The 18744-nt window shown below is 70.0% G+C and carries 15 protein-coding genes; 6 read left to right on the forward strand and 9 right to left on the reverse strand.

The window, feature by feature from the left end; genetic code table 11:
- Positions 1-78: 78 nt before the first annotated feature.
- Together ACLBWH_RS13005 and ACLBWH_RS13010 are read right to left on the reverse strand one after the other, a co-directional pair.
- On the reverse strand, positions 79-1047 hold the full coding sequence (locus tag ACLBWH_RS13005; RefSeq protein ID WP_447799348.1) for a cell wall hydrolase: 969 nt from the start codon (positions 1045-1047) through the stop codon (positions 79-81).
- 499 nt (positions 1048-1546) lie between these two features.
- On the reverse strand, positions 1547-4384 hold the full coding sequence (locus ACLBWH_RS13010; protein ID WP_447799349.1) for a M16 family metallopeptidase: 2838 nt from the start codon (positions 4382-4384) through the stop codon (positions 1547-1549).
- Between the two features lie 244 nt (positions 4385-4628).
- Between ACLBWH_RS13010 and ACLBWH_RS13015 the strand changes: the two genes are divergently transcribed.
- The 4 genes from ACLBWH_RS13015 to ACLBWH_RS13030 all read left to right on the forward strand — a co-directional run bounded on the left by ACLBWH_RS13015 (position 4629) and on the right by ACLBWH_RS13030 (position 9297).
- A complete protein-coding gene (locus ACLBWH_RS13015; RefSeq protein ID WP_447799351.1) occupies positions 4629-5903 on the forward strand; it encodes an MFS transporter in 1275 nt (424 codons plus the stop codon).
- Positions 5900-7030 (forward strand): metallophosphoesterase family protein, encoded by a 1131-nt coding sequence (locus ACLBWH_RS13020; protein WP_447799352.1) that lies wholly within the window; start codon positions 5900-5902, stop codon positions 7028-7030. The genes ACLBWH_RS13015 and ACLBWH_RS13020 overlap by 4 nt, the downstream gene beginning before the upstream one ends.
- Before the next feature lie 337 nt (positions 7031-7367).
- Positions 7368-7733: a hypothetical protein gene (locus tag ACLBWH_RS13025; RefSeq protein ID WP_322850635.1), complete on the forward strand. Its 366-nt coding sequence runs from the start codon at positions 7368-7370 to the stop codon at positions 7731-7733.
- A 73-nt stretch (positions 7734-7806) separates the two neighbouring features.
- The gene (locus ACLBWH_RS13030) at positions 7807-9297 is read left to right on the forward strand and encodes an HWE histidine kinase domain-containing protein (protein ID WP_447799354.1); all 1491 of its coding nucleotides are present in this window, start codon (positions 7807-7809) and stop codon (positions 9295-9297) included.
- Positions 9298-9321: 24 nt separating this feature from the next.
- On the opposite strand, the gene ACLBWH_RS13035 is transcribed toward ACLBWH_RS13030, so the two are convergent.
- The 5 genes from ACLBWH_RS13035 to ACLBWH_RS13055 form a co-directional block, all read right to left on the reverse strand.
- The gene (locus tag ACLBWH_RS13035) at positions 9322-11529 is read right to left on the reverse strand and encodes an ATP-binding protein (RefSeq protein ID WP_447799356.1); all 2208 of its coding nucleotides are present in this window, start codon (positions 11527-11529) and stop codon (positions 9322-9324) included.
- A 117-nt stretch (positions 11530-11646) separates the two neighbouring features.
- On the reverse strand, positions 11647-12120 hold the full coding sequence (locus ACLBWH_RS13040) for a hypothetical protein (protein WP_447799358.1): 474 nt from the start codon (positions 12118-12120) through the stop codon (positions 11647-11649).
- Between the two features lie 100 nt (positions 12121-12220).
- Complete coding sequence (locus tag ACLBWH_RS13045; protein ID WP_447799359.1) at positions 12221-13330, reverse strand: acyltransferase family protein; 1110 nt, start codon at positions 13328-13330, stop codon at positions 12221-12223.
- Positions 13327-13875 carry a sugar O-acetyltransferase gene (locus tag ACLBWH_RS13050; RefSeq protein ID WP_447799361.1) on the reverse strand — a complete coding sequence of 183 codons (549 nt, stop codon included), beginning with the start codon at positions 13873-13875 and terminating at the stop codon, positions 13327-13329. The genes ACLBWH_RS13045 and ACLBWH_RS13050 overlap by 4 nt, the downstream gene beginning before the upstream one ends.
- A 4-nt stretch (positions 13876-13879) precedes the next feature.
- Positions 13880-14569 (reverse strand): DUF1349 domain-containing protein, encoded by a 690-nt coding sequence (locus ACLBWH_RS13055; RefSeq protein WP_322850629.1) that lies wholly within the window; start codon positions 14567-14569, stop codon positions 13880-13882.
- Between the two features lie 92 nt (positions 14570-14661).
- Between ACLBWH_RS13055 and ACLBWH_RS13060 the strand changes: the two genes are divergently transcribed.
- Positions 14662-15213, forward strand: coding sequence for a TetR/AcrR family transcriptional regulator (locus ACLBWH_RS13060; protein ID WP_447799363.1), 552 nt, complete (start codon positions 14662-14664; stop codon positions 15211-15213).
- 77 nt (positions 15214-15290) lie between these two features.
- On the forward strand, positions 15291-16472 hold the full coding sequence (locus ACLBWH_RS13065; protein ID WP_447799365.1) for an MFS transporter: 1182 nt from the start codon (positions 15291-15293) through the stop codon (positions 16470-16472).
- Here the strand turns inward: ACLBWH_RS13065 and ACLBWH_RS13070 are convergent.
- Positions 16469-18289, reverse strand: coding sequence for a DUF885 domain-containing protein (locus ACLBWH_RS13070; protein WP_447799367.1), 1821 nt, complete (start codon positions 18287-18289; stop codon positions 16469-16471). The two genes, ACLBWH_RS13065 and ACLBWH_RS13070, sit on opposite strands and share 4 nt — an antisense overlap.
- 128 nt (positions 18290-18417) lie before the next feature.
- On the reverse strand, positions 18418-18726 hold the full coding sequence (locus ACLBWH_RS13075) for a hypothetical protein (protein WP_322850625.1): 309 nt from the start codon (positions 18724-18726) through the stop codon (positions 18418-18420).
- Positions 18727-18744 lie beyond the last annotated feature (18 nt).

Genomic DNA, 18744 nt, shown 5'->3' on the forward strand with positions numbered 1-18744 from the left:
AGGCCGCGCAACGACTGCGTTCATCGTAACCGTGGGTCCCGGCTTTCGCCGCGATGACGAAGGAGCGGGCGCGTGCGCCTAGAACAGCGGCTTGCCCGAATCCTTCCATTTGTCGAGCACGGTCGCGGCGGGCGGCAACATGTCGGGGGTCGGGCTGGCCGCGGGTTGCGGGGCGCCCGGCGCGACCGGCAGCGGTGCGGCGGCGGCGATCAGCTCGGGCGGCGGCGCGACCGGCGGTACGGCGAGCCGCAGGTGCGGGCCGGGTAGCGGTTCGCCGCCGATATAGCTCCGGGCGAAGGCGGCGCGGGTGCCCCAGAAGCCCTTCCAGCGGTGGAACAGATGCGCGCCGACGACGTCGGTCATCACCATCGCCCGGTTCCACGCCGGGGTTACCGCATAGGTATGGTAATGGGTGGCGAGGCCGACCGGCGCATAGACATAGCCGGCGAGCGCCATCGCCGCATGCCGCGCCGCGCGGGCCCAGGCGGCGCGCGCCGGCACCCGCGCCATCGCGCCGTCGCAGGCGAAGCTGAACTGGCAGCCGGCGCGCTCGGAGCCCTGATAGACGACGCCGCACACCGTCGCGGGGAAAGCGGGGTGGCGCGCCCGGTTGAGGATCACCTGCGCGACCGCGGACTGGCCGGCGTCGGATTCGGAGGCCGCCTCGTAATAGATCGCGGCGGTGAGGCATTCGAGCGCGCGCGACCGGTCGAGGCCGGTCGCCGCCTTGGTCGAGAAGGGCACGGCGCCGCTGCCGCTGCGCAATGCCGCCGCGAGAACGGCGGCCGATACGGGCAGCGCGGGCAAAGCGGTGGTGCCGGTGACGCCCTCCGCCGGCGCGGCGCTCTCGCCCGCGGCGGGTGCGGTGGCGGCGGCGTAGAGCAGCGCGGCACCGGGGAAATGATCCTCCGCCTCGTAACCGGCGGGTGCGGGCAGCGGCGGCGCGGCCACGCCATGCGCGGCGATCGCGCGCCACGCCGCCTGCGCCGCCAAGACGACGGCGAGCGCGAGGCACAGCGCGACCAGCGCCAGCCACAGGCGCGTCATCGTCCTTATCGTCCGCATCGGCACCCGCATTACGCGCCAATAGCTTACATCGGGTTTCGCGTCCGCGGGGATTGCGGCCGCGTCACGCGGAGCGGTGTTCAGGGGCGGTCACGGTGACAAATCCACCTGAGATGCCGGACACGTCCGGGGGAACAACCGAACGAATTTCGATCGCGCCTCCATATGCAACACTTCCAGATTGGATCGACACTTAGCAAATTCCTCCCCCGCAAGGGGGAGGTGGCAGCGCAAAGCGCTGACGGAGGTGGGAGGACACAGAACAGACGTGTCGCTTACCTCCCCCTCCGTCACGGCTTCGCCGCGCCACCTCCCCCTGGCGGGGGAGGAATTTCACTGACCGTCGATCGTGCCTAGCGATGTATCGAAGTCACCATCTTCGCCGTTTCTGGATGCTGATGGTCGCCGACGCTTCTCTCTTTCGTCACCCCGGATCCCGTCCGGGGTGACGCTTGTTGGGCGCCTTCGTGCAGACGGCCCCTTATTTCAGCGTCGGGCTGTCGAGGTTGAGTTGCGTTTCGGTCAGCGTTTCCGTGTCGGGGCGTGCGGCTTTCAGGGGCGTCAGGAATTGCTTGGCGTCGCCGACGATCGCGACGCTCGCCGCTTTGGGATCGAGCAGCGCCGCCGCCGCCGACTGGACCGCGGCGGGGGTCACCGCCTCGACCTTGGCGGTGTAGCTCTGCAATTCGGTGAGCGGCACGTCGTCGAGAACATAGCTGCCGAGGATGCCGGCGATGCCGCCCGTCGTCTCGACCGTGCGGCCGAAATTGCCGACCAGCACCGCCTTGCGCGTCGCCAGTTCCGCCTCGGGCACCGGCGCCGCGCCCATCCGCGCCATTTCGGCGGTGATCAGCGTCACCACCTCCGCCGCGGTCGGGTTCTTGGTCTGGGTGCGCGCGGTGAATTCGCCGGCAAGGCGGCCGCCGCCGACCCCGCTCGACGCGCCGTAAGCGAGGCCGCGCTTGATCCGCACCTCCTGGTTGAGCCGCGACGAGAAGCCGCCGCCGAGTACGGTGTTGGCGACCGCGAGCGGATAATACCGCGCGTCGGCGCGCGGGATCGCCGGCCGCTCGACGACGACCCCCGCCTGACCCGCGCCGGGCATGTCGACGACGATCGTGCGCGGCGCAGGGAAGGCGGCGACGGCGACCGGCGCGGCGGGCGCGCCGGCAGGTGCGCGCCACTGGCCGAGCTGCGCCTCGGCGAGCGCCCTGGCCTGTGCCGGGGTGACGTCGCCGACGAGGATCAGCGCCGCCTGATCGGGGCGCCAGGTGCGCGCATAAGCGGCGGTGACGTCGCCGCGGGTGATCGCCTTGAGCGACCTGGGGGTGCCGCCGCCCGGCGCGCCGAACGGCGAGCCGCCGAAGGTGGCGCGGTCGGCGACCATCGCGGCGAGCTGCGCGGGGTCCTTGACCGCGACGGTGACCGCGTCGACCTGCTGCGCGCGGGCGCGATCGAGTTCGTCGGGGGCGAACACCGGATGCGTCGCGACATCGGCGAGGATCGTCATCGCCGGGGCGAGCTGGTCCGACTTGACGGTCACCGAGACGGTGCCGCCCTCCTGATCCGAACCGGCGCCGATCGATCCGCCGAGGCTTTCGACCTGCCGCGCGATCTCGGTCGCCGAGCGGGTGGTGGTGCCCTTGGTCATCAGGCTCGCCGCGAGACTGCTGACGCCCGACCGGTCGATCGGATCGAGCACCTCCCCGCCGGTCGCGACGAGATAGGCGGTGGCGATCGGCAGCTCATGACGCGCGACGGTGATGACGCGCAGGCCGTTGGCGAGCCGCGTCTCGACCGGCTGCGGCAGGTTCGCCTTGACCGGCGCGGCGGGGGCGGGCGGCCGGATGCGCTCGCTTTCCGGCGCGGGGGTGACGATCGCGATCTGCGCCGGCGGGGTGAGCGGCGCGGTCTGCACCGTGGAAGCGATCGCGATCGTGTCGCCGCTCTGGCCGGCGGGCTTGGCGGTGTCGGGCAGGTAGCGGATCGTCGCCGACTGGGCGTCGCCGAGATATTTGCGCGCGACGCGCTGCACGTCGTCGGCGCTGACCCCGGCAATCTCGGCGAGCTGGCGGTCGGCGGCGCGGGGATCGCCGTCGATGATCACCGACGAGGCGAGGATGCGCGCCTTGCCCTCGGCGGTCTCGCGGCTGCGGATCGCCGAGGTCAGGATCTCGTTCTTCGCCTCGGCGAGTTCGGCGGCGGTCACCGGCGCGTCGCGGAAGCGCGCGATCTCGCGCTTGAGCGCGGTCTCGCCCTGGTCGACGGTCTTGCCGCCGGCGAGGATCGCATAAGCGATCAGATTGCCGGTGCCCTGTTTGCTGTCGAGGAAGGACGAGGCGTCCTGCGCGAGCTGGTCGCGATAGACGAGGCTTTCGTACAACCGGCTGCTCTCGCCGGTCGACAGGATCGTCTGGAGCACGGTCAGCGCCGGGATGTCCCCGTCGCGGTCGGCGGGAACGTGCCAGCTCATCAGCACCGCGGGCAGCGGCGTATTGGGTTCGTAGACGGTGTAGCTGACCGCCTTGGTGCGCGGTGGTTCCTGCACCGTGACGCGCGGGATGACCGCGGCGGGCTTGGCGATCTTGCTGAAATACTGGTCGATCCACGCATTCAGCTGCGCCGGATCGAAATTGCCCGAGACGACGAGGATCGCATTGTCGGGCCGGTAATAGGTCGCGTGGAAGGCGCGGACGTCGTCGATCGACGCGGCTTCGAGATTCTCGATGCTGCCGATCGTCGAGCGCGCATAGGGATGCGTGGTGTAGGCGGCGGCCGACAGATAGGTGGAGAACAGCTTGCCATAGGGTCGCGCGAGCGTCGACTGGCGCAGCTCCTCCTTCACCACGTCGCGTTCGGAGGCGAAGCTCTTCGGCTCGACGACGAGGCTCGCCATCCGATCGGCCTCGGCGAACAGCAGCCGTTGCAGGTGGTTGGCGGGGATGACCTCGAAATAATTGGTGAAATCGTCGTTGGTCGAGGCGTTGTTATAGCCGCCGACATCCTCGGTCAGCCGGTCCATCTGTTCGGAGACGAGGTTGCGCGTCGCCTTGAACATCAGATGTTCGAACATGTGCGCGAAGCCCGAGCGGCCGCGCGGATCGTCCTTCGAACCGACGTCGTACCAGACCTGCACCGCGACGTTGGGCGTGCCGGTGTCGCGCAGCGCGTAGACGCGCAGGCCGTTGGCGAGCGTCCGCTCGGTGAAGGCGATCGGCTTGACCGTCGCGGTGTTGGCGCGGGGGGGCGCGGTCTGGGCGGTGGCGGCGAGGGGCAGGAGCGCGGCCCCGAGCAACAGGGCGGCACGAACGAGGCGCATGGATCGGGGCTCCGGCTGGGCAGGTAGGATGATGGCGAGTTGAGCCGCAGGCGGGAGCGGTGTCAATCGTGCGTGGTCCCGCCATTGCGCATGAGAGATGACGCCGAATTCATCTAGCCGGTAAATATCTGATTTTGAATGGCTATGCCTGTCGCTTTGGCGGTCCGCCGCGATCGGGGCTGTGCGGCGATGGGTCTATTTCGGCTCGATCGGGTTTAGCGCCACGAACCGAAGGATGTGGGCCATGGCATCGAGCGCAATTCCCGTTTCGCGATCCGCATCCTGCGACGAGACGGGGCGCGCCCGGACGGCGTTGCAGGCGCTCAATTTCTTCATGGCGGACATGCAGGCGGGGATCGGGCCGTTCCTCGGCGTGTTCCTGCAACAGCGCGGCTGGACCGCGGGACCGATCGGCACGGTGATGTCGGCGGGCGGGGTCGCCGGCATGATCATGACCGTGCCGGCGGGGGCGTTCATCGACCATACCGAAAAGAAGCGGCTGGTGGTGATCGTCACCGGCATCTGCACGGTGATGGCGTCGTTCCTGATCCTGCTGTCGCAATCGGGCTGGGTGGTGACGGTGAGCCAGGTGGCGACCGCGATCGCCGGTGCCGCAATCGGGCCGGCGGTGACCGGGATGACGCTGGGCGTGGTGCGCCAGCGCGGCTTCAACGCGCAGAACGGCCGCAACCAGGCGTGGAACCATGCCGGCAACATGATCGGCGCCGGCCTGTCGGGCTTTCTCGGCTGGAAGTTCGGGATGCCGGCGATCTTCTACCTCGCCGCGGCATTCGGGGTGCTGGCGATCGTCAGCGTGCTGATGATCCCCGAACGGGCGATCGACCATCGCGCCGCCCGCGGCCTCGAAGGGGACAAGCAGGATGATGCGGGCGGCGGCCAGGCGGAGGGGTTCAGGACGCTGCTGCGCAACAAGCCGATGCTGATCCTCGCCGCGGCGCTCGCCTGTTTCCACCTCGGCAACGGCGCGATGCTGCCGCTCTACAGCCTCGCGGTGGTCGGCGCGGGCAAGGGCAATGCGGCGCTGTTCACCGCCACCACCGTCGTCGTCGCGCAGGCGGTGATGATCGCCGCGGCGCTGATCGCGATGAAGATGTCGGCGGGCAAGGGCTATTGGCTGGTGCTGCTGATCTCGTTCGCGGCGTTGCCGCTGCGCGGGTTCCTGGCGGGGACGTTCATCGAACATTGGGGGGTGTGGCCGGTGCAGGCGCTCGACGGCATCGGCGCCGGATTGCAGAGCGTCGCGGTGCCCGGCCTCGTCGCCTGCCTGCTCGACGGCACCGGCCGGGTCAACGTCGGGCAGGGCGCGGTGATGACGATCCAGGGCCTCGGCGCGTCGCTGAGCCCGGCGATCGGCGGCTGGATCGCGCAGGCGTTCGGCTATCACGCCGCCTTCCTGATCCTCGGCAGTTTCGCGCTGGCCAGTCTGGCGCTGTGGATCGGCTTCGCCGGCCTGTTGCGGCCGGCATGCGAGGGCAAACGGGTGGAGAACACGGCATGAGCAAGACGATCACCTGGGTGCATGTCGGCGATCTCCATGCCGATCCCGCCGACGGCTGGCTGGGAATCGACCGGCTGGAGAAGATCGTCGCCGATCTCGCCGCGGTGCGTGAAGGGATCGACTTCGTCTTCGTGCCCGGCGACAACGCCAATCACGCCACCGTCGAACAATATGACCGCATCCGCGCCGCGCTCGCGCCGCTGGCGCTGCCGGTGTTCACGATCCCGGGCGACCATGATTTCGAGGACGGCACGCTCGCCGCCTTCCGCGCCGGCACGCCGGAGGCGATGCGGCCGTTCGAGCGGGTGATCGGCGGCCACCGCTGCCTGTTCCTCGATATCGTCAGCGCCGGCAGCGGCGGCCCCGACTTCCGCATCGGTGCCGGCCAGCGCCGCCGGATCGATGCCGCGCTCGCCGCGAGCGACGACGAGGGGCTGACGCCGCTGGTCTTCATGCACGCCTATCCCGGCGACCTCGCCGATGGGGGCAAGGCGCTGGCCACCGCCTTCGCCGATGCCGGCGTCGCGTTCGTCGATACCGGGCATACGCATTACAACGAGCTGCTCAACGACGGCCGCGTCGTCTATGGCGCGACCCGCTCGACCGCGCAGATCGAGGAGGACGACGGCGCGGCGGGCTATGCGATCGTCAGCGTCCATGACGGCGTGCCGAGCTGGACCTTCCGGCCGATCGGCGATGCCGCGCCCGGCTGGCCGCACGTGCAGATCCTGTCGCCGGCCGACGTCCGCCTGCTCACCCGGCCGCACGATCCCCGCCACGTGCCGGCGCCGGGCACGATCGCGGTGACCGCACGCGTGCTGGGTCCCGCCGCCGCGCCGCCGGTGGTCGAGGTGGACGGCGTCGCGACGCCGATGCACGCGGTATCCGGCCAGCCGGCGACCTGGACGGCGGCGGTGACGGTCGGGCGGCCCGGCCTCCACCCGCTGCGGGTGCGCAGCGGCGCGGCGAGCGACACGATCGACATCCTGGTCCGCGACCGCGAGGACCGCCCCAAGCGCGGCCGGCCGGTGGTACCCGGCCATGCGGTCCATACGATCGGCGCCTGGCCGTCGCGCCACATCCTTGGCGCGCAACTCGGCCCCAATCGCAACGGCGGCGGCTGGTGACCGCGCCGGCGGTGGACTAGCCGGATTGACAATCAGGGTCTGGGGAAAAGTCCTCCCCCGCCAGGGGGAGGTGGCGCGGCGAAGCCGTGACGGAGGGGGAGGACACGGAACAGACGTGTCGCTTACCTCCCCCTCCGTCATGCCTTCGGCATGCCACCTCCCCCTGGCGGGGGAGGATTTTGACCGAATGTCGATGGACTAGGTCAAAAGCACCACGGCATAGTGCAGCAATACCGGGCACTTGGCCTGTATTGTGGAGACTTTTCGGTCGACTTGGCGGCGGCGATCCCGGACAAGCAGGCACTGGCACAATGGTGCGGTGACAGGGGATATCTACATGGCCGATCGTTTCTTCTTCCGCGCGCCGGTGTTCGTCGCGACCGGCATTGCCGCGTTGCTGGGCGGCTGCGTCGATCCCTCGGCGCGGATCGCCACCGCGATGGAGGGATACGGTTTCCAGCCCGCCCAGTCGCAATGCGTCGGCGACCGGCTGGAGGCGAATCTGTCGATCGGCCAGTTGCAGCAGCTCGGCCGTGCGGCACGCGCGGCGCGGCAGGGCGACACCAGCCCCGGCCGGCTGACGATCGGCGACTTCGTGCGCGTCGCGGGACAGGTGAAGGACCCCAAGGTGCCGATCGAGGTCGGCAAGGCGGCCGCGGGCTGCGGCGTCCTCGCCGATGCCGTCGTTGCGGCGCCGCTCTGACATGCGATAAGCCCCATCCCGGAGCTTTCGCGATATTGCTGAAATCCTTATCTTAAGATAGCGCTGGTCAGGCTTGGATCGTTTCTCTTTCTCTCCCGGTCCGGTCGAGCCGGTCGTCGCTGCCCCGGCGGTGCAACGGTCGATCGATGCGTTCGGGGAGCGGCTGGATGCGGCGGACCCGGTCGTCGTCGGGTTCCGCGATGCGACGCTGCCGATGGCGATCAGCGACCCGACGCTGCCCGACGATCCGATCATCTACGTCAATGCCGCGTTCGAGCGGCTGACGGGCTATGCCGCCAGCGAGATCGTCGGGCGCAATTGCCGGTTCCTGCAAGGCCCGGCGACCGATCGCGCCGACGTCGCGCGGCTGCGCGAGGCGATCGCGGCGCGGCGGCGGATCGAGATCGACCTGCTCAACCACCGCCGCGACGGCACCGCCTTCTGGAACCGGCTGACCGTCGCGCCGGTGTTCGGCGACGACGGCGCGCTGACCTATTTCGTCGCGTCGCAGACCGACGTGACGCTGGAGCGGCACCGGCTGGTCGAGCTGATCGAGGACCGCGACGCGCTGAAGGTCGAGGTGGCGGTGCAGGAGGCGGCGCTGGCGGAGCACGCGTTGCAGTTGCAGCTCGCTTTGCGTGCCGGGGGCCTGGGCTATTGGAGCTTCGACATCGCGTCGCAGACGCTGGAGGCGTCGCCGGGCTGCAAGGCGATCTTCGGCCGGGCGGCGGAGGAGGCGTTCACCTATGCCGATTTCTGCGGCGCGGTGCATCCCGAGGACATGGCGTTGGTCACCGCGGCGATTTGCGACACGATCGCCGGTGTGGGCGACTGCGCGCACGATTACCGCATCTTCACGCCGGCCGGCGAGCTGCGCTGGGTGCAGACGCGGGGCGAGGTCACGCGCCACGACGGCGCCGCACCGGCGACGCTGATCGGCTTTTCGACCGACATCACCGCGCGCAAATTCGCCGAGGAGCATCGCGCGGTGCTGGCGCAGGAACTGACCCACCGCGTCAAGAACACGCTGGCGACGGTGAGCGCGGTGGTCAGCCAGACGTTGCGCAACGCCGGGTCGATCGCCGAGGCGCAGGAGGCGATCGCCGGGCGGATCGCCAGCCTCGGCGCGGCACACGACCTGCTGATCCGCGACGAGGTGGAGGGGGCGGCGCTCGGCGAGGTCGCCGAAGGCGTGCTGATGCCGTTCATGGACCGCGCCGGCAGCGTCTTCTCGATCGACGGGCCGGAGGTGCGACTGTCGCCGGCGGTCACGCTGGCTATGTCGATGGCGCTGCACGAACTGGCGACGAATGCGGCCAAATATGGCGCGCTGTCGGTCGCGGGCGGGCATGTCGCGGTGCGCTGGCACCATGTCGACGCCGGCGACGGGCATCGCGTCCGCTTCTCCTGGGTGGAGAGCGGCGGCCCGCCGGTGGTGCCGCCGACGCGCACCGGCTTCGGCACGCGGATGATCTCGCGCGTGCTCGCGCAGCATGTGCGCGGGCAGGCGTCGATCGACTATCCGCCCGAAGGCGTGCGCTTCGTCATCGATGCGGCGATCTGAGGTCGGGCACCGGCGATAAGCGCATCAGTCGCTGCGGAGCGGGGCGAGGCGCTGGAAGGCGGCGCTGAGCGCGTCGATCGAATAGGGTTTGTGCAGCAGCTCGAACTCGCCGGCGCCCTGTTTCGACAGGATCTCGCTATAGCCGCTGGTCAGGATGATCGGCAGTTCGGGCAGGCGGGTGCGGATGACGTGCGCCAGCTCGATGCCGTTCATGCCCGGCATCATCACGTCTGAAAAGACGACGTCGAAACCATCGCCATCCCCCTCCAGCCGGCTCAGCGCCTCCTTAGCGTTGCGCGCGAGCACGATGTCGTGGCCGAGGTCGCTGAGCGCGGCGGTGGCGAAGGTGCCGACCTCCGGATTGTCCTCGACCACCAGGATGCGCAACGACGTGCCGGTGGTGGCAGCGTGCGATGCCGGCGACGCCTCGACAGCGGGGGCGGCGCGTTCGCGCGGCAGGAACAAGGTGAAGGTCGCACCCTCGCCGACGCAACTCGTCGCCAGGACGTCGCCGCCCGATTGCTTGGCGAAGCCGAACACCTGCGACAGGCCGAGGCCGGTGCCGTGGCCGACCCCCTTGGAGGTGAAGAAGGGTTCGAAGATCCGGTCGATATGGTCGGACGGGATGCCGATGCCGGTGTCGGTGATCGATACCTTGAGGAAGTCGCCGCTCCGCTCGCTATGGCCGCGTACCGGCGGGATGCGGTCGCAGATGTCGACCGCGATCGTCAGCCGGCCCTCCTTGCCCATCGCGTCGCGCGCGTTGACCGCCATGTTGACGATCGCGGTCTCGAACTGGCTGACGTCGGCATGCGCGAAACAGGCGACGTCGGGCAGGTCGAGGTCGACGGTGATCAGCGCGCCCGCCAGCATCTCCATCATGTCGGTCAGCCCGCGGATCGTATCGCCGACGTCGAACACCTGCGGGGTCAGCGACGAGCGCCGCGCGAACGCGAGCAACTGGCCGGTCAGCGTGCTCGCCCGGTCGGCGGTCTGGGCGATCGCCTCGATATAACGGTCGCGCCGCTCCTCGCTCAGCCCCGGCCGGCGCAGCAGCTCGGTCGAGCCGCGGATCACCGTCAGCAGATTGTTGAAATCGTGCGCGATGCCGCCGGTGAGCTGTCCCAGCGTCTCCATCTTCTGCGCCTGGCGCAGCGCTTCGTGGGCGCGGGTCAGCGCCTCGCTGCGCTCCGCGACGCGGCGTTCGAGCGTGTCGTTGACCTCCTGCACCGCGCCAAACAGCCGCGCATTGTCGATCGCGATCGCGGCCTGCGCAGCGATGCCGACGAGCAGCCGCTCGTGCCGGGCGTGGAAGCGGCCGGGTTCGGGATGGCCGAACAACAGCCCGCCGAGCACCTCGCCCGAGCGCGACGCGACCGGTGCGGCGAGATAGCTGCGCACCGGCAGATGCCCCTCGGGCAGGCCGCGGTGCGGGGCGTTGTGGCCGTAGCGCGGGTCCGACTGGATGTCGTCCGACCGCAGCACGCCTTCGTTGCGGAAGGTCGGCGTGAACACCGCGGTGGCGCGCGGCTTGCCGAACCCCTCGAACGCGGCACGGCTGGCGCCGGACAGCGTGAAGAGGTTGAGCCGCTTGCCGTCCTCATCCATCTGGTTGTGGAAATAGGCGCCGAATTTCGCGCCGGTCAGCGTCACGCCGGCATCGGTGACCATCTGCACGAGCGGTTCGAGGTCGAGTTCGGCGGCAAGCGCGGTGCCGATGCGGTTCAGCGTCTCGAGGCTGTGCGTCTCGGCGATCAGCTCCTGCTCCATCGCCACCGCCTGCGTCACCTCGATGACCACGGCGAGGACTCCACCCGCATCCCCCGCCGGATCGAACACCGGCGCATAGGTCAGGTCGAAGAACACCTCGGCAGGAAAACCATCGCGATAGACGGTGATTCGCTGGCGCGAAAAGGTCAGCGGCTCGCCCGCCAGCCCGGCGCGCAGCACGCGGCGGTTGAAATCCGCCGCCTCGGGCCAGGCGTCCGCGACCGGCCGGCCGAGGATGGCGGGATGGTAGCGGCCCGCGATGGTGGCATAATGATCGTTGTAGATCAGACACCCCTCGTCGCCCCACAGCAGCGCCATCGGCAGCGGCGATTGGAGGACGATATCGGTGACCGTCCTGAGATGCGGCGGCCAGGCCTCGCGCGGCCCCAACGGCGACGCCGCCCAGTCGTGGGCGGCGACCCGCGCCGCCATCTCACCGCCACGACTGGAAAAATCCGTCAAACCTTGGGCCTTGTCATGATCGCATCAACGACCAGAACCGGCGAGCGGCCGAACTGATCCCGATCAATGTGCACCCGCGCCGCAGATCGTCGCAAACCGGGACGGTTCGGGGAGTGCTCAGCCGGCGCCGGGCTTGCGCTGTTCGGCCTCGTAATCGGCATCGGTGCCGATCTTGCCGCTCGTCTCGGCCTCGGCGACGCCGTCGGTGGCGGTCGCCTTGACCGGGCCGTCGGTGCCGCCCACCGCATGATCCCGGCGGTCGGCGGTCGGGACCGCATCGCCGGCGTCGTCGGTCGCGTCGGCACCTTCGCGCGAGCCGGTTGCGGCGTTGGCGACGCTGGCATCGTCCTCGCCGGCCTGGCCGCTGCCGTGATAGGCGATCTCCGTCTGGCCGCCGTGGCCCATGAAGCCGCCGCCGGTGGGGGTCTTGCCGGTATGCGGATTGGGATAGGCGCCGCCGCTGCTCTCGCCGCCGGCGCTGCGGCCGTGGATCTCGCGATCGCCGCCGCCGGGGACGCCCGAGACGCCGTCGGGCGCGCCCTTGCTCGCCGGATTGCCGCTGACCGGATTGGGGACCTTGTCGTCGCTCATCATGTCATCCTTGGTCGTGGCCGCGGTTGCGGCCACGATATCCAAGCGATGCGGGTCCGCGATCGTTCCTCCGCCGTCATGCGATCGGGTCGCGCCTGCGTCATGCCGCGGGCAGGCGGTGGTTGAGCCAGGTGCGGATCGGCACGTCCCAGCGGGCATAGGCGACAGCGGCGAACAGGATGGTGAAGCCCAATAGCGCGACCGCGACCGTCGCGGTCAGCCAGCCCGGTCCCTGCCGCCCGGCGATCCAGTTCATGTAGAGATACACGAAGGGGTAGTGGGTGATGTAGATCGGGTAGGAGAGGCGCCCCGCCAGCTTGCAGAGCGCGACGACGCGCGGACCGCCGCGCGAATGGCGGCCGGCGACGATGATCGCGGGGAACAGCAGCAGCACGCAGGCGGCTTCGTAGAGCCCGTTGAGCTTGAGCGCGCCGACGGCGGGGAAGACCGGCGCGGCGAAGGCCAGCGCGAGCACGACGCTGAGCGTGACGAAGCCGAGCCGCAGTCGCGGCAGGCGATCGCCGAGCCGGTAGAGCAGCAGCCCGGTGACGAAGGGATAGGCAAGGCGGACCGGGGCCCCCCAGAAATTGGCGAGCCCCCAGCCGGTGTCGTAGGAACCGAGCGTCAGCGCGGTCGCCGCCGAGACGATCGCGGCGATCAGGGCGACGCCGGCGAGCGCGCGCAGGCCGAGCCGGCGCAGCAGCAGCGCATAAGCGAGATTGGCGATATATTCCTGGAAGAGCGTCCAGGCCGGCGCGTTGAGCGGGTGGCTGTCGCCGAGCCGGTTGGCGAGCGGCAGCGACGGCAGCGCGAGCAGTCCGGCGGCGAAGGCGAGCGCGATCAGACCGGCGGAGGCGTCCTGCTTGCCGCCCGCGAACGGATCGAACAGGTAGCTCGCCAGCCCGAGCAACGCGCCGAGCACGACGAGCGGATGCAGCCGGACCAGCCGCCGCGCCAGAAAGCCCCGCGTCGTCATCCGCGGCCAGCGATCGTCATAGGCGTAACCGATGACGAAACCCGACAGCGCGAAGAAGAAGTCGACCGCCAGATAGGCGTGCGGCAGCATCAGCCGCGACGCGTCGAACAGCACCGCAATGCCCTGGATGTGGAAGGCGACCACCAGCAGCGCGGCGGTGCCGCGCAGGCCGTCGAGCACCTCGAAATGGGTTTTGCCGACGCTGGTGCGGTCGGGCGTCGGCACCACGTTCATGCACGCACCACGCGGGCGGGATTGCCGACGACGGTGGCGCCGGCGGGCACGTCGCGGGTGACGACGCTGCCCGCGCCGACGATCGCATCGTCCCCGATCGTCACGCCGGGCAGGATCAGCGCGCCGCCGCCGATCCAGACGTTGGCGCCGATCCGGATCGGCCGACCGAATTCGAGCATCGCCGCGCGCGTCGCGGGGTCGCGCGGATGGTCGGCGGTGAGGATCTGGACGCCCGGCCCGATCTGCGTCCCCGCACCGATCTCCACCGCGACGACGTCGAGGATGACGCAGCCGAAGTTGAGGAACACGCCGTCGCCGAGCCGGATGTTGTCGCCATAATCACAATGGAAGGGCGACCGCACGGTGACGCCGCGGCCGACCGCCCCGAGCCCTTCGACCAGCAAAGCGTGGCGCTCGGCCGGGCTCGCCGCGACGGCGGCATTGTAGAGCGCCATCCATTGCGCGGCGCGCGCGGCATCGGCGGCGATCTCGGGATCGTCGGCGGTGTAGAGGTCGCCCGCCAGCATCTTCTCCTTCTCGGTCATCGTCTCAGCTCAGATCGTGCAGGTCTTTGCCGAGCGGCGCGGTGATGCGCAGATCGGAGAAGCGCACGCCGAGCCCGCTGCGCTCCGGCGTACAGGCCATCGGTCCGACCCGGTAGGAGGATGCGACCGGAAAGGGGGCGAGGCGGACGAGCGGCCAGGTCCGGCCGTCGGCGGAGACCTGCAACCGCAGCACCCCCTTGGCGACCGTCGCGCGCATCCAGAAGTCGGAGGCGTCGCCGGTGTAGCGGCCGGTCGCCCAGTCCGAGCGGCCGTCGGTCAGGACGCTGCTCAGCATCGCCGCGCCGTCCGACAATTCGATCCCCGCCTTGACCCAGCGGCGCTCGTCGACGCGGACCATGATACCGGCCTGATCGTAGAGTTGCCGATAGTCGCCGCGGATGCGCAATTGCGCGGTGAAGGCGGCGGGGGTGGGGAAGCCGAGGAAATGGCCGCTGTCGCGGGTGAAGCCGTAATGCGTCTCGCGCCAGAAATCGGTGGCGCGATCGGTGACGATCGTCAGCTCGCCGGCGGCATCGGCGTGCCATTGCTTGGGCGGATTGAGCCAGCGGCCGTCGCGGCGACCGAATACCGGCGCATCCGCCGCCTCGCCGAGGGCGGCACCGGCGGTTGCGGGCAGCGCCAGTGCCGCGGCACCGCCGAGGACGGTACGGCGGGATAGCGGCGGTTGGGACATGATCGACGGCCTTTCTTGCGATACGGCGGCGTCAGCCGCGAAAGATGTGCGTATATGTACAAATGTACACATGATTGGCAAAGGAAGAATGCGTGGCCTCCGGCGAACCCAAGCGGAACGACCCCGATCGCCGGCAGCGGATCGTCGATGCGACGCTGGAGGTGATCGCGCAGCACGGCGTCGCGGCGACGACGCACCGGCGGATCGCCACCGCGGCGGCGGTGCCGCTGGGATCGGTGACCTATTATTTCGCGTCGCTGGAGGCGCTGCTGACCACCGCCTTCCTGCAACTGGCGGCGGAATCGTCGGCGGCGTTCGCGGCGCGGCTGGCGGAGGCGCAGGATCGCGACGGCGCCCGCGCGGCGATCGTCGACATCATCGCCGAATCGATCTGGGCGGAGCCGCGCACGCTGCTGCTCAGCTACGAACTCTATGCCTTCGCCGCGCGCCACCCACCGGTGACCGCGGTGATGCAGCGATGGATGGACGACAGCCGCGCGGCGCTGGAGCGGTTCTTCGATCCGCTGACCGCCCGCGCGCTCGACGCGCTGGTCGAGGGGATCGGCATCCACAATTCGATCGACCGCCAGCCGCTGCAACGCGACGCGATTCGCGAGATCGTCGATCGGGTGGCCGGCGCCTGATCGGCCTTTTCCCCGATCGGCCGCGGGCTTGGCGATCGGGGCGCGACGACGGGCGCGGGAGCCGGTAAGCGGCGGCGATGACCGACCAGACCGACCATGCCGGGATCAGCCCGGGGCTCACCGCGATCTTCTCGCTCGCCTGCGGGCTGATGGTCGCCAACCTCTATTATGCGCAGGCCCTCATCGGCGAGATCGCGCCGGCGCTGGGGCTGCACGGCAGCGTCGCCGGGCTGATCGTCACGTTGACCCAGCTCGGCTATGGCGCCGGGCTGTTCTTCGTCGTCTCGCTCGCCGACCGCGTCGAGAACAAGCGGCTGATCCTGCTGCTCACCGTCGGGGCGTGCCTCGGGCTGGTCGGGATCTGGACCGCGACGGGGGCGACGGGCTTCCTGATCTTCTCGTTCCTCACCGGCTTCTGCTCGGTCGGCGCGCAGATCATGGTCCCGCTCGCCGCGCATCTCGCCCCCGAACAGCGGCGCGGCCAGGTGGTCGGCAATATCATGGGCGGGCTGATCACCGGCATCATGCTCGCCCGGCCGCTCGCCAACGGGCTGGCCGCGGTGGCGGGGTGGCGCGCGATCTTCGGGCTGTCGGCAATCGGCATGGCGCTGCTCGCGCTGCTCATCGCGCGCACCGTGCCGCAGCGGCGGCCCAAGCCCGATCTGGGCTATGGCGCGCTCCTGCGGTCGGGCCTGTCGCTGCTCGTCCGCACGCCCGCGATCCGGCGGCGGACGGCTTATCAAGCGACGATATTCGCCGCGTTCAACCTGTTCTGGACAACGGTGCCGCTCTTGCTCGCGCAGCGCTTCGGGCTCGGCCAGATGGGGATCGCGCTGTTCGCCTTGGCGGGGGCGGGGGGCGCGCTTGCGGCGCCGATCGCCGGGCGGTTGGGCGACCGCGGGCATATCCGCGCGGGTACGGCAGGCGCGCTGGCAGCGGCCATCCTCGCCTTCCTGCTCGCCGGCTGGGCGGGCGCGGCGCATGCGCTGATCCTGCTCGCGGTCGCGGCGGTGGTGCTCGACGCCGCGACGCAGATGAACCAGGTGCTCGGCCAGCGCGTGCTCTTCTCGATCGCGCCCGAGGCGCGCGGGCGGATCAATTCGGTCTATATGACGATGGTCTTCCTCGCCGGTGCGCTCGGCTCGACGCTGGCGACGATCAGCTACGATCGCGGCGGCTGGACCGCGACCGCCGCCGTCGGCGCGGTGCTGATGACGGCGGTGTTCCTGCTGTTCCTGACCGAGCGCCGCGCCGCCTAGCGTTTGGCGGCGATGTAGCGCGTCACCTGTTCGTCGAGCAGGTCGAGCGGCAGCGCGCCCTGGTCGAGCACGGCTTCATGGAAGTCGCGGATGTCGAACTTCGGCCCCAGCGCACGCTGCGCCCGCGCCCGCGCCTCGCTGATCCGGAGCTGGCCGACCATGTAGCTGGTCGCCTGGCCCGGCCAGTTGAAATAGCGATCGACCTCGCGCGCGATGTCGGTGTCGGAGACCGAGCTGTTGGCACGGAAATAGGCGATCGCCTTGTCGCGATCCCAGCGCTGCGCGTGGATGCCGGTGTCGAGCACTAGCCGGATCGCGCGCCACATCTGCAACGACAGCATGCCGAAGCGGGCATAGGGGTCCTTGTAGAGTCCCATCTCGTCGGCGAGCCGTTCGGCGTAGAGGCCCCAACCCTCCGCATAGGCGCCGTAGCCGCCGTATTTGCGGAATTTGGGGATGCCGGTCAGCTCCTGCTGGCGCGCGATCTGGAAATGATGGCCGGGCGCGCCCTCATGCGCGGCGATGCCGGCGACCTGCACCTTCTGCGTTTGCGTCATGTCGATCAGATTGACGTAATAGATGCCCGGCCGCGACCCGTCCGCCGAGGGCGGATCGTAGAAGGCGGTCGACGCGGTCCGCTCGCGCCATGGCTCGACCGCGCGGACCTCCAGCGGCGCCTTGGGCAGGACGCGGAAATAGCGGGGTGCCGCCGCCATCGCCCCGGCGATCACCGCGCGCGCATCGCCCAGATACGCCTGCCGCCCCGCCGTCGTGTTCGGATATTTGAACTGCGGATCGGTGCGGATCTTGTCGAAAAAAGCTTCCAGCGTACCGGTGAAGCCGACCTCGCGCTTGATCCCCTCCATCTCCTGCCGGATCGTCGCGACCTGGCGCAGGCCGAGCGCGTGGATCTGCTCGGCGGTGAGATCGGTGGTGGTCGCGGTCTTGAGGCGGTCGGCGTAATAAGCGGCGCCGTCGGGCAGGCTCCACGCGCCGGAATTGCCCTTAGACAGCGGCTCGACCGCGTCGAGCGCGGCGAACAGCACGTCATAGCCGCGGCGGAACGGACCGGTCAGCGCCGCGGACGCATCGGCGATGAGCTGCCTCCGGGTCGCCGGCGGCACGTCGAGCGCGGTCACCTTCTTGCGGAAGTCGGCGAGCAGCGTCGAATCGGGACCGCTGTCGAACGGCGCGCCCGTGACGATGGCGCGCGCGTCGGATCGGGCGGGGGCGAAATTAACCTTGTTGGGGACGATCCCCGCCGCCGCCTGTTCGCGCATCGTCGCGGCGACCTCGCGCATCACCCGCTCGGTGTCGCGCAGGCGGGCGATATAGGCGCGGGCGTCGGCGAGCGTGTCGATCCGGTGATTGTTGATCAGCAGCACCGGGATATCGCCGGCCGGGCTGCCGGTGGTCGAGACCGGGAAGCGGAGCTTGCGGAAACGCAAAGATCCGCGCCCGCGCGTGACCTCATATTCGAACAAGCGGTAGCTGACCCGTGCGCTCTCGCCGAGCTGGTCGGGGCGGAAGCGGGCGTGCATGTCCTGCAACTGGCGTTCGGCCAGCGCCTGATCGCCGCGCGCGCCGGCATCGGTGTAATCGTCGAGCCGGTCTTCGTGCGTCTTGAGGCCGAGCTGGGTCAGCGCCTCCGGATTGCGGTCGAGCTGCTCGTCGAAGGCGCGGTCGAGGAATTGCAGCAGCGCCGCGTCCTGCGTCGCGGTCGATGCGGCGCGGGGCGGAGCGGCCTGGGGCGGGGCGGCGTCGGCCTGGACGAGCGGTGCTGCCGACACCAGCAGCAGGGCAAGAGCGTGACGCATGGAGAAACCCCTGTCGAAACCGTCGGCGCCGGTAGGTCCGGCGCCCTTATCGCGCCGACCTTACGTCATGCGCGTGCCGCGACAAGTCTCGCGCGTCGGCCGGACGCGAGGCGTCCGGCCGGTAGGCGTCAATCGGCGGTGACGTCCGCCGCGTTGAATTCGGCGAAGGCGTCCTTCACCTCGTCGGCGAGCGTCGCATCGTTGATGTCGACCGACACGACGACCGCGCCGGCGTGCGCGCCGTCGTCGCGCGCTTCGGGGGTGGGGGCGCCCGCCTCGGTGTCGGAACCGGCTTCCTCGGTGCCGACGGTGTTGTCGGGGCCGTCGGCGGCGATGAACACGTCGGTGCGCGGGATCTCGAACTGCTGCACCAGCCGCTCCACCGTCATCTCCGCTTCGCGCCGCGTCTCGAACTTCGCGGTCAGGGTCGTGCTCATGAACCTCTCCCGGCGGTC

This window comes from Sphingomonas sp. M6A6_1c, assembly GCF_053345135.1.

Coding starts and splice junctions, on each gene's coding strand:
- ACLBWH_RS13015 (WP_447799351.1), top strand. CDS start 4,629: ATGGCATCGAGCGCAATTCCCGTTTCGCGATCCGCATCCTGCGACGAG.
- ACLBWH_RS13065 (WP_447799365.1), top strand. CDS start 15,291: ATGACCGACCAGACCGACCATGCCGGGATCAGCCCGGGGCTCACCGCG.
- ACLBWH_RS13070 (WP_447799367.1), bottom strand. CDS start 18,289: ATGCGTCACGCTCTTGCCCTGCTGCTGGTGTCGGCAGCACCGCTCGTC.
- ACLBWH_RS13075 (WP_322850625.1), bottom strand. CDS start 18,726: ATGAGCACGACCCTGACCGCGAAGTTCGAGACGCGGCGCGAAGCGGAG.
- ACLBWH_RS13020 (WP_447799352.1), top strand. CDS start 5,900: ATGAGCAAGACGATCACCTGGGTGCATGTCGGCGATCTCCATGCCGAT.
- ACLBWH_RS13045 (WP_447799359.1), bottom strand. CDS start 13,330: ATGAACGTGGTGCCGACGCCCGACCGCACCAGCGTCGGCAAAACCCAT.
- ACLBWH_RS13050 (WP_447799361.1), bottom strand. CDS start 13,875: ATGACCGAGAAGGAGAAGATGCTGGCGGGCGACCTCTACACCGCCGAC.
- ACLBWH_RS13025 (WP_322850635.1), top strand. CDS start 7,368: ATGGCCGATCGTTTCTTCTTCCGCGCGCCGGTGTTCGTCGCGACCGGC.
- ACLBWH_RS13010 (WP_447799349.1), bottom strand. CDS start 4,384: ATGCGCCTCGTTCGTGCCGCCCTGTTGCTCGGGGCCGCGCTCCTGCCC.
- ACLBWH_RS13055 (WP_322850629.1), bottom strand. CDS start 14,569: ATGTCCCAACCGCCGCTATCCCGCCGTACCGTCCTCGGCGGTGCCGCG.
- ACLBWH_RS13005 (WP_447799348.1), bottom strand. CDS start 1,047: ATGACGCGCCTGTGGCTGGCGCTGGTCGCGCTGTGCCTCGCGCTCGCC.
- ACLBWH_RS13040 (WP_447799358.1), bottom strand. CDS start 12,120: ATGAGCGACGACAAGGTCCCCAATCCGGTCAGCGGCAATCCGGCGAGC.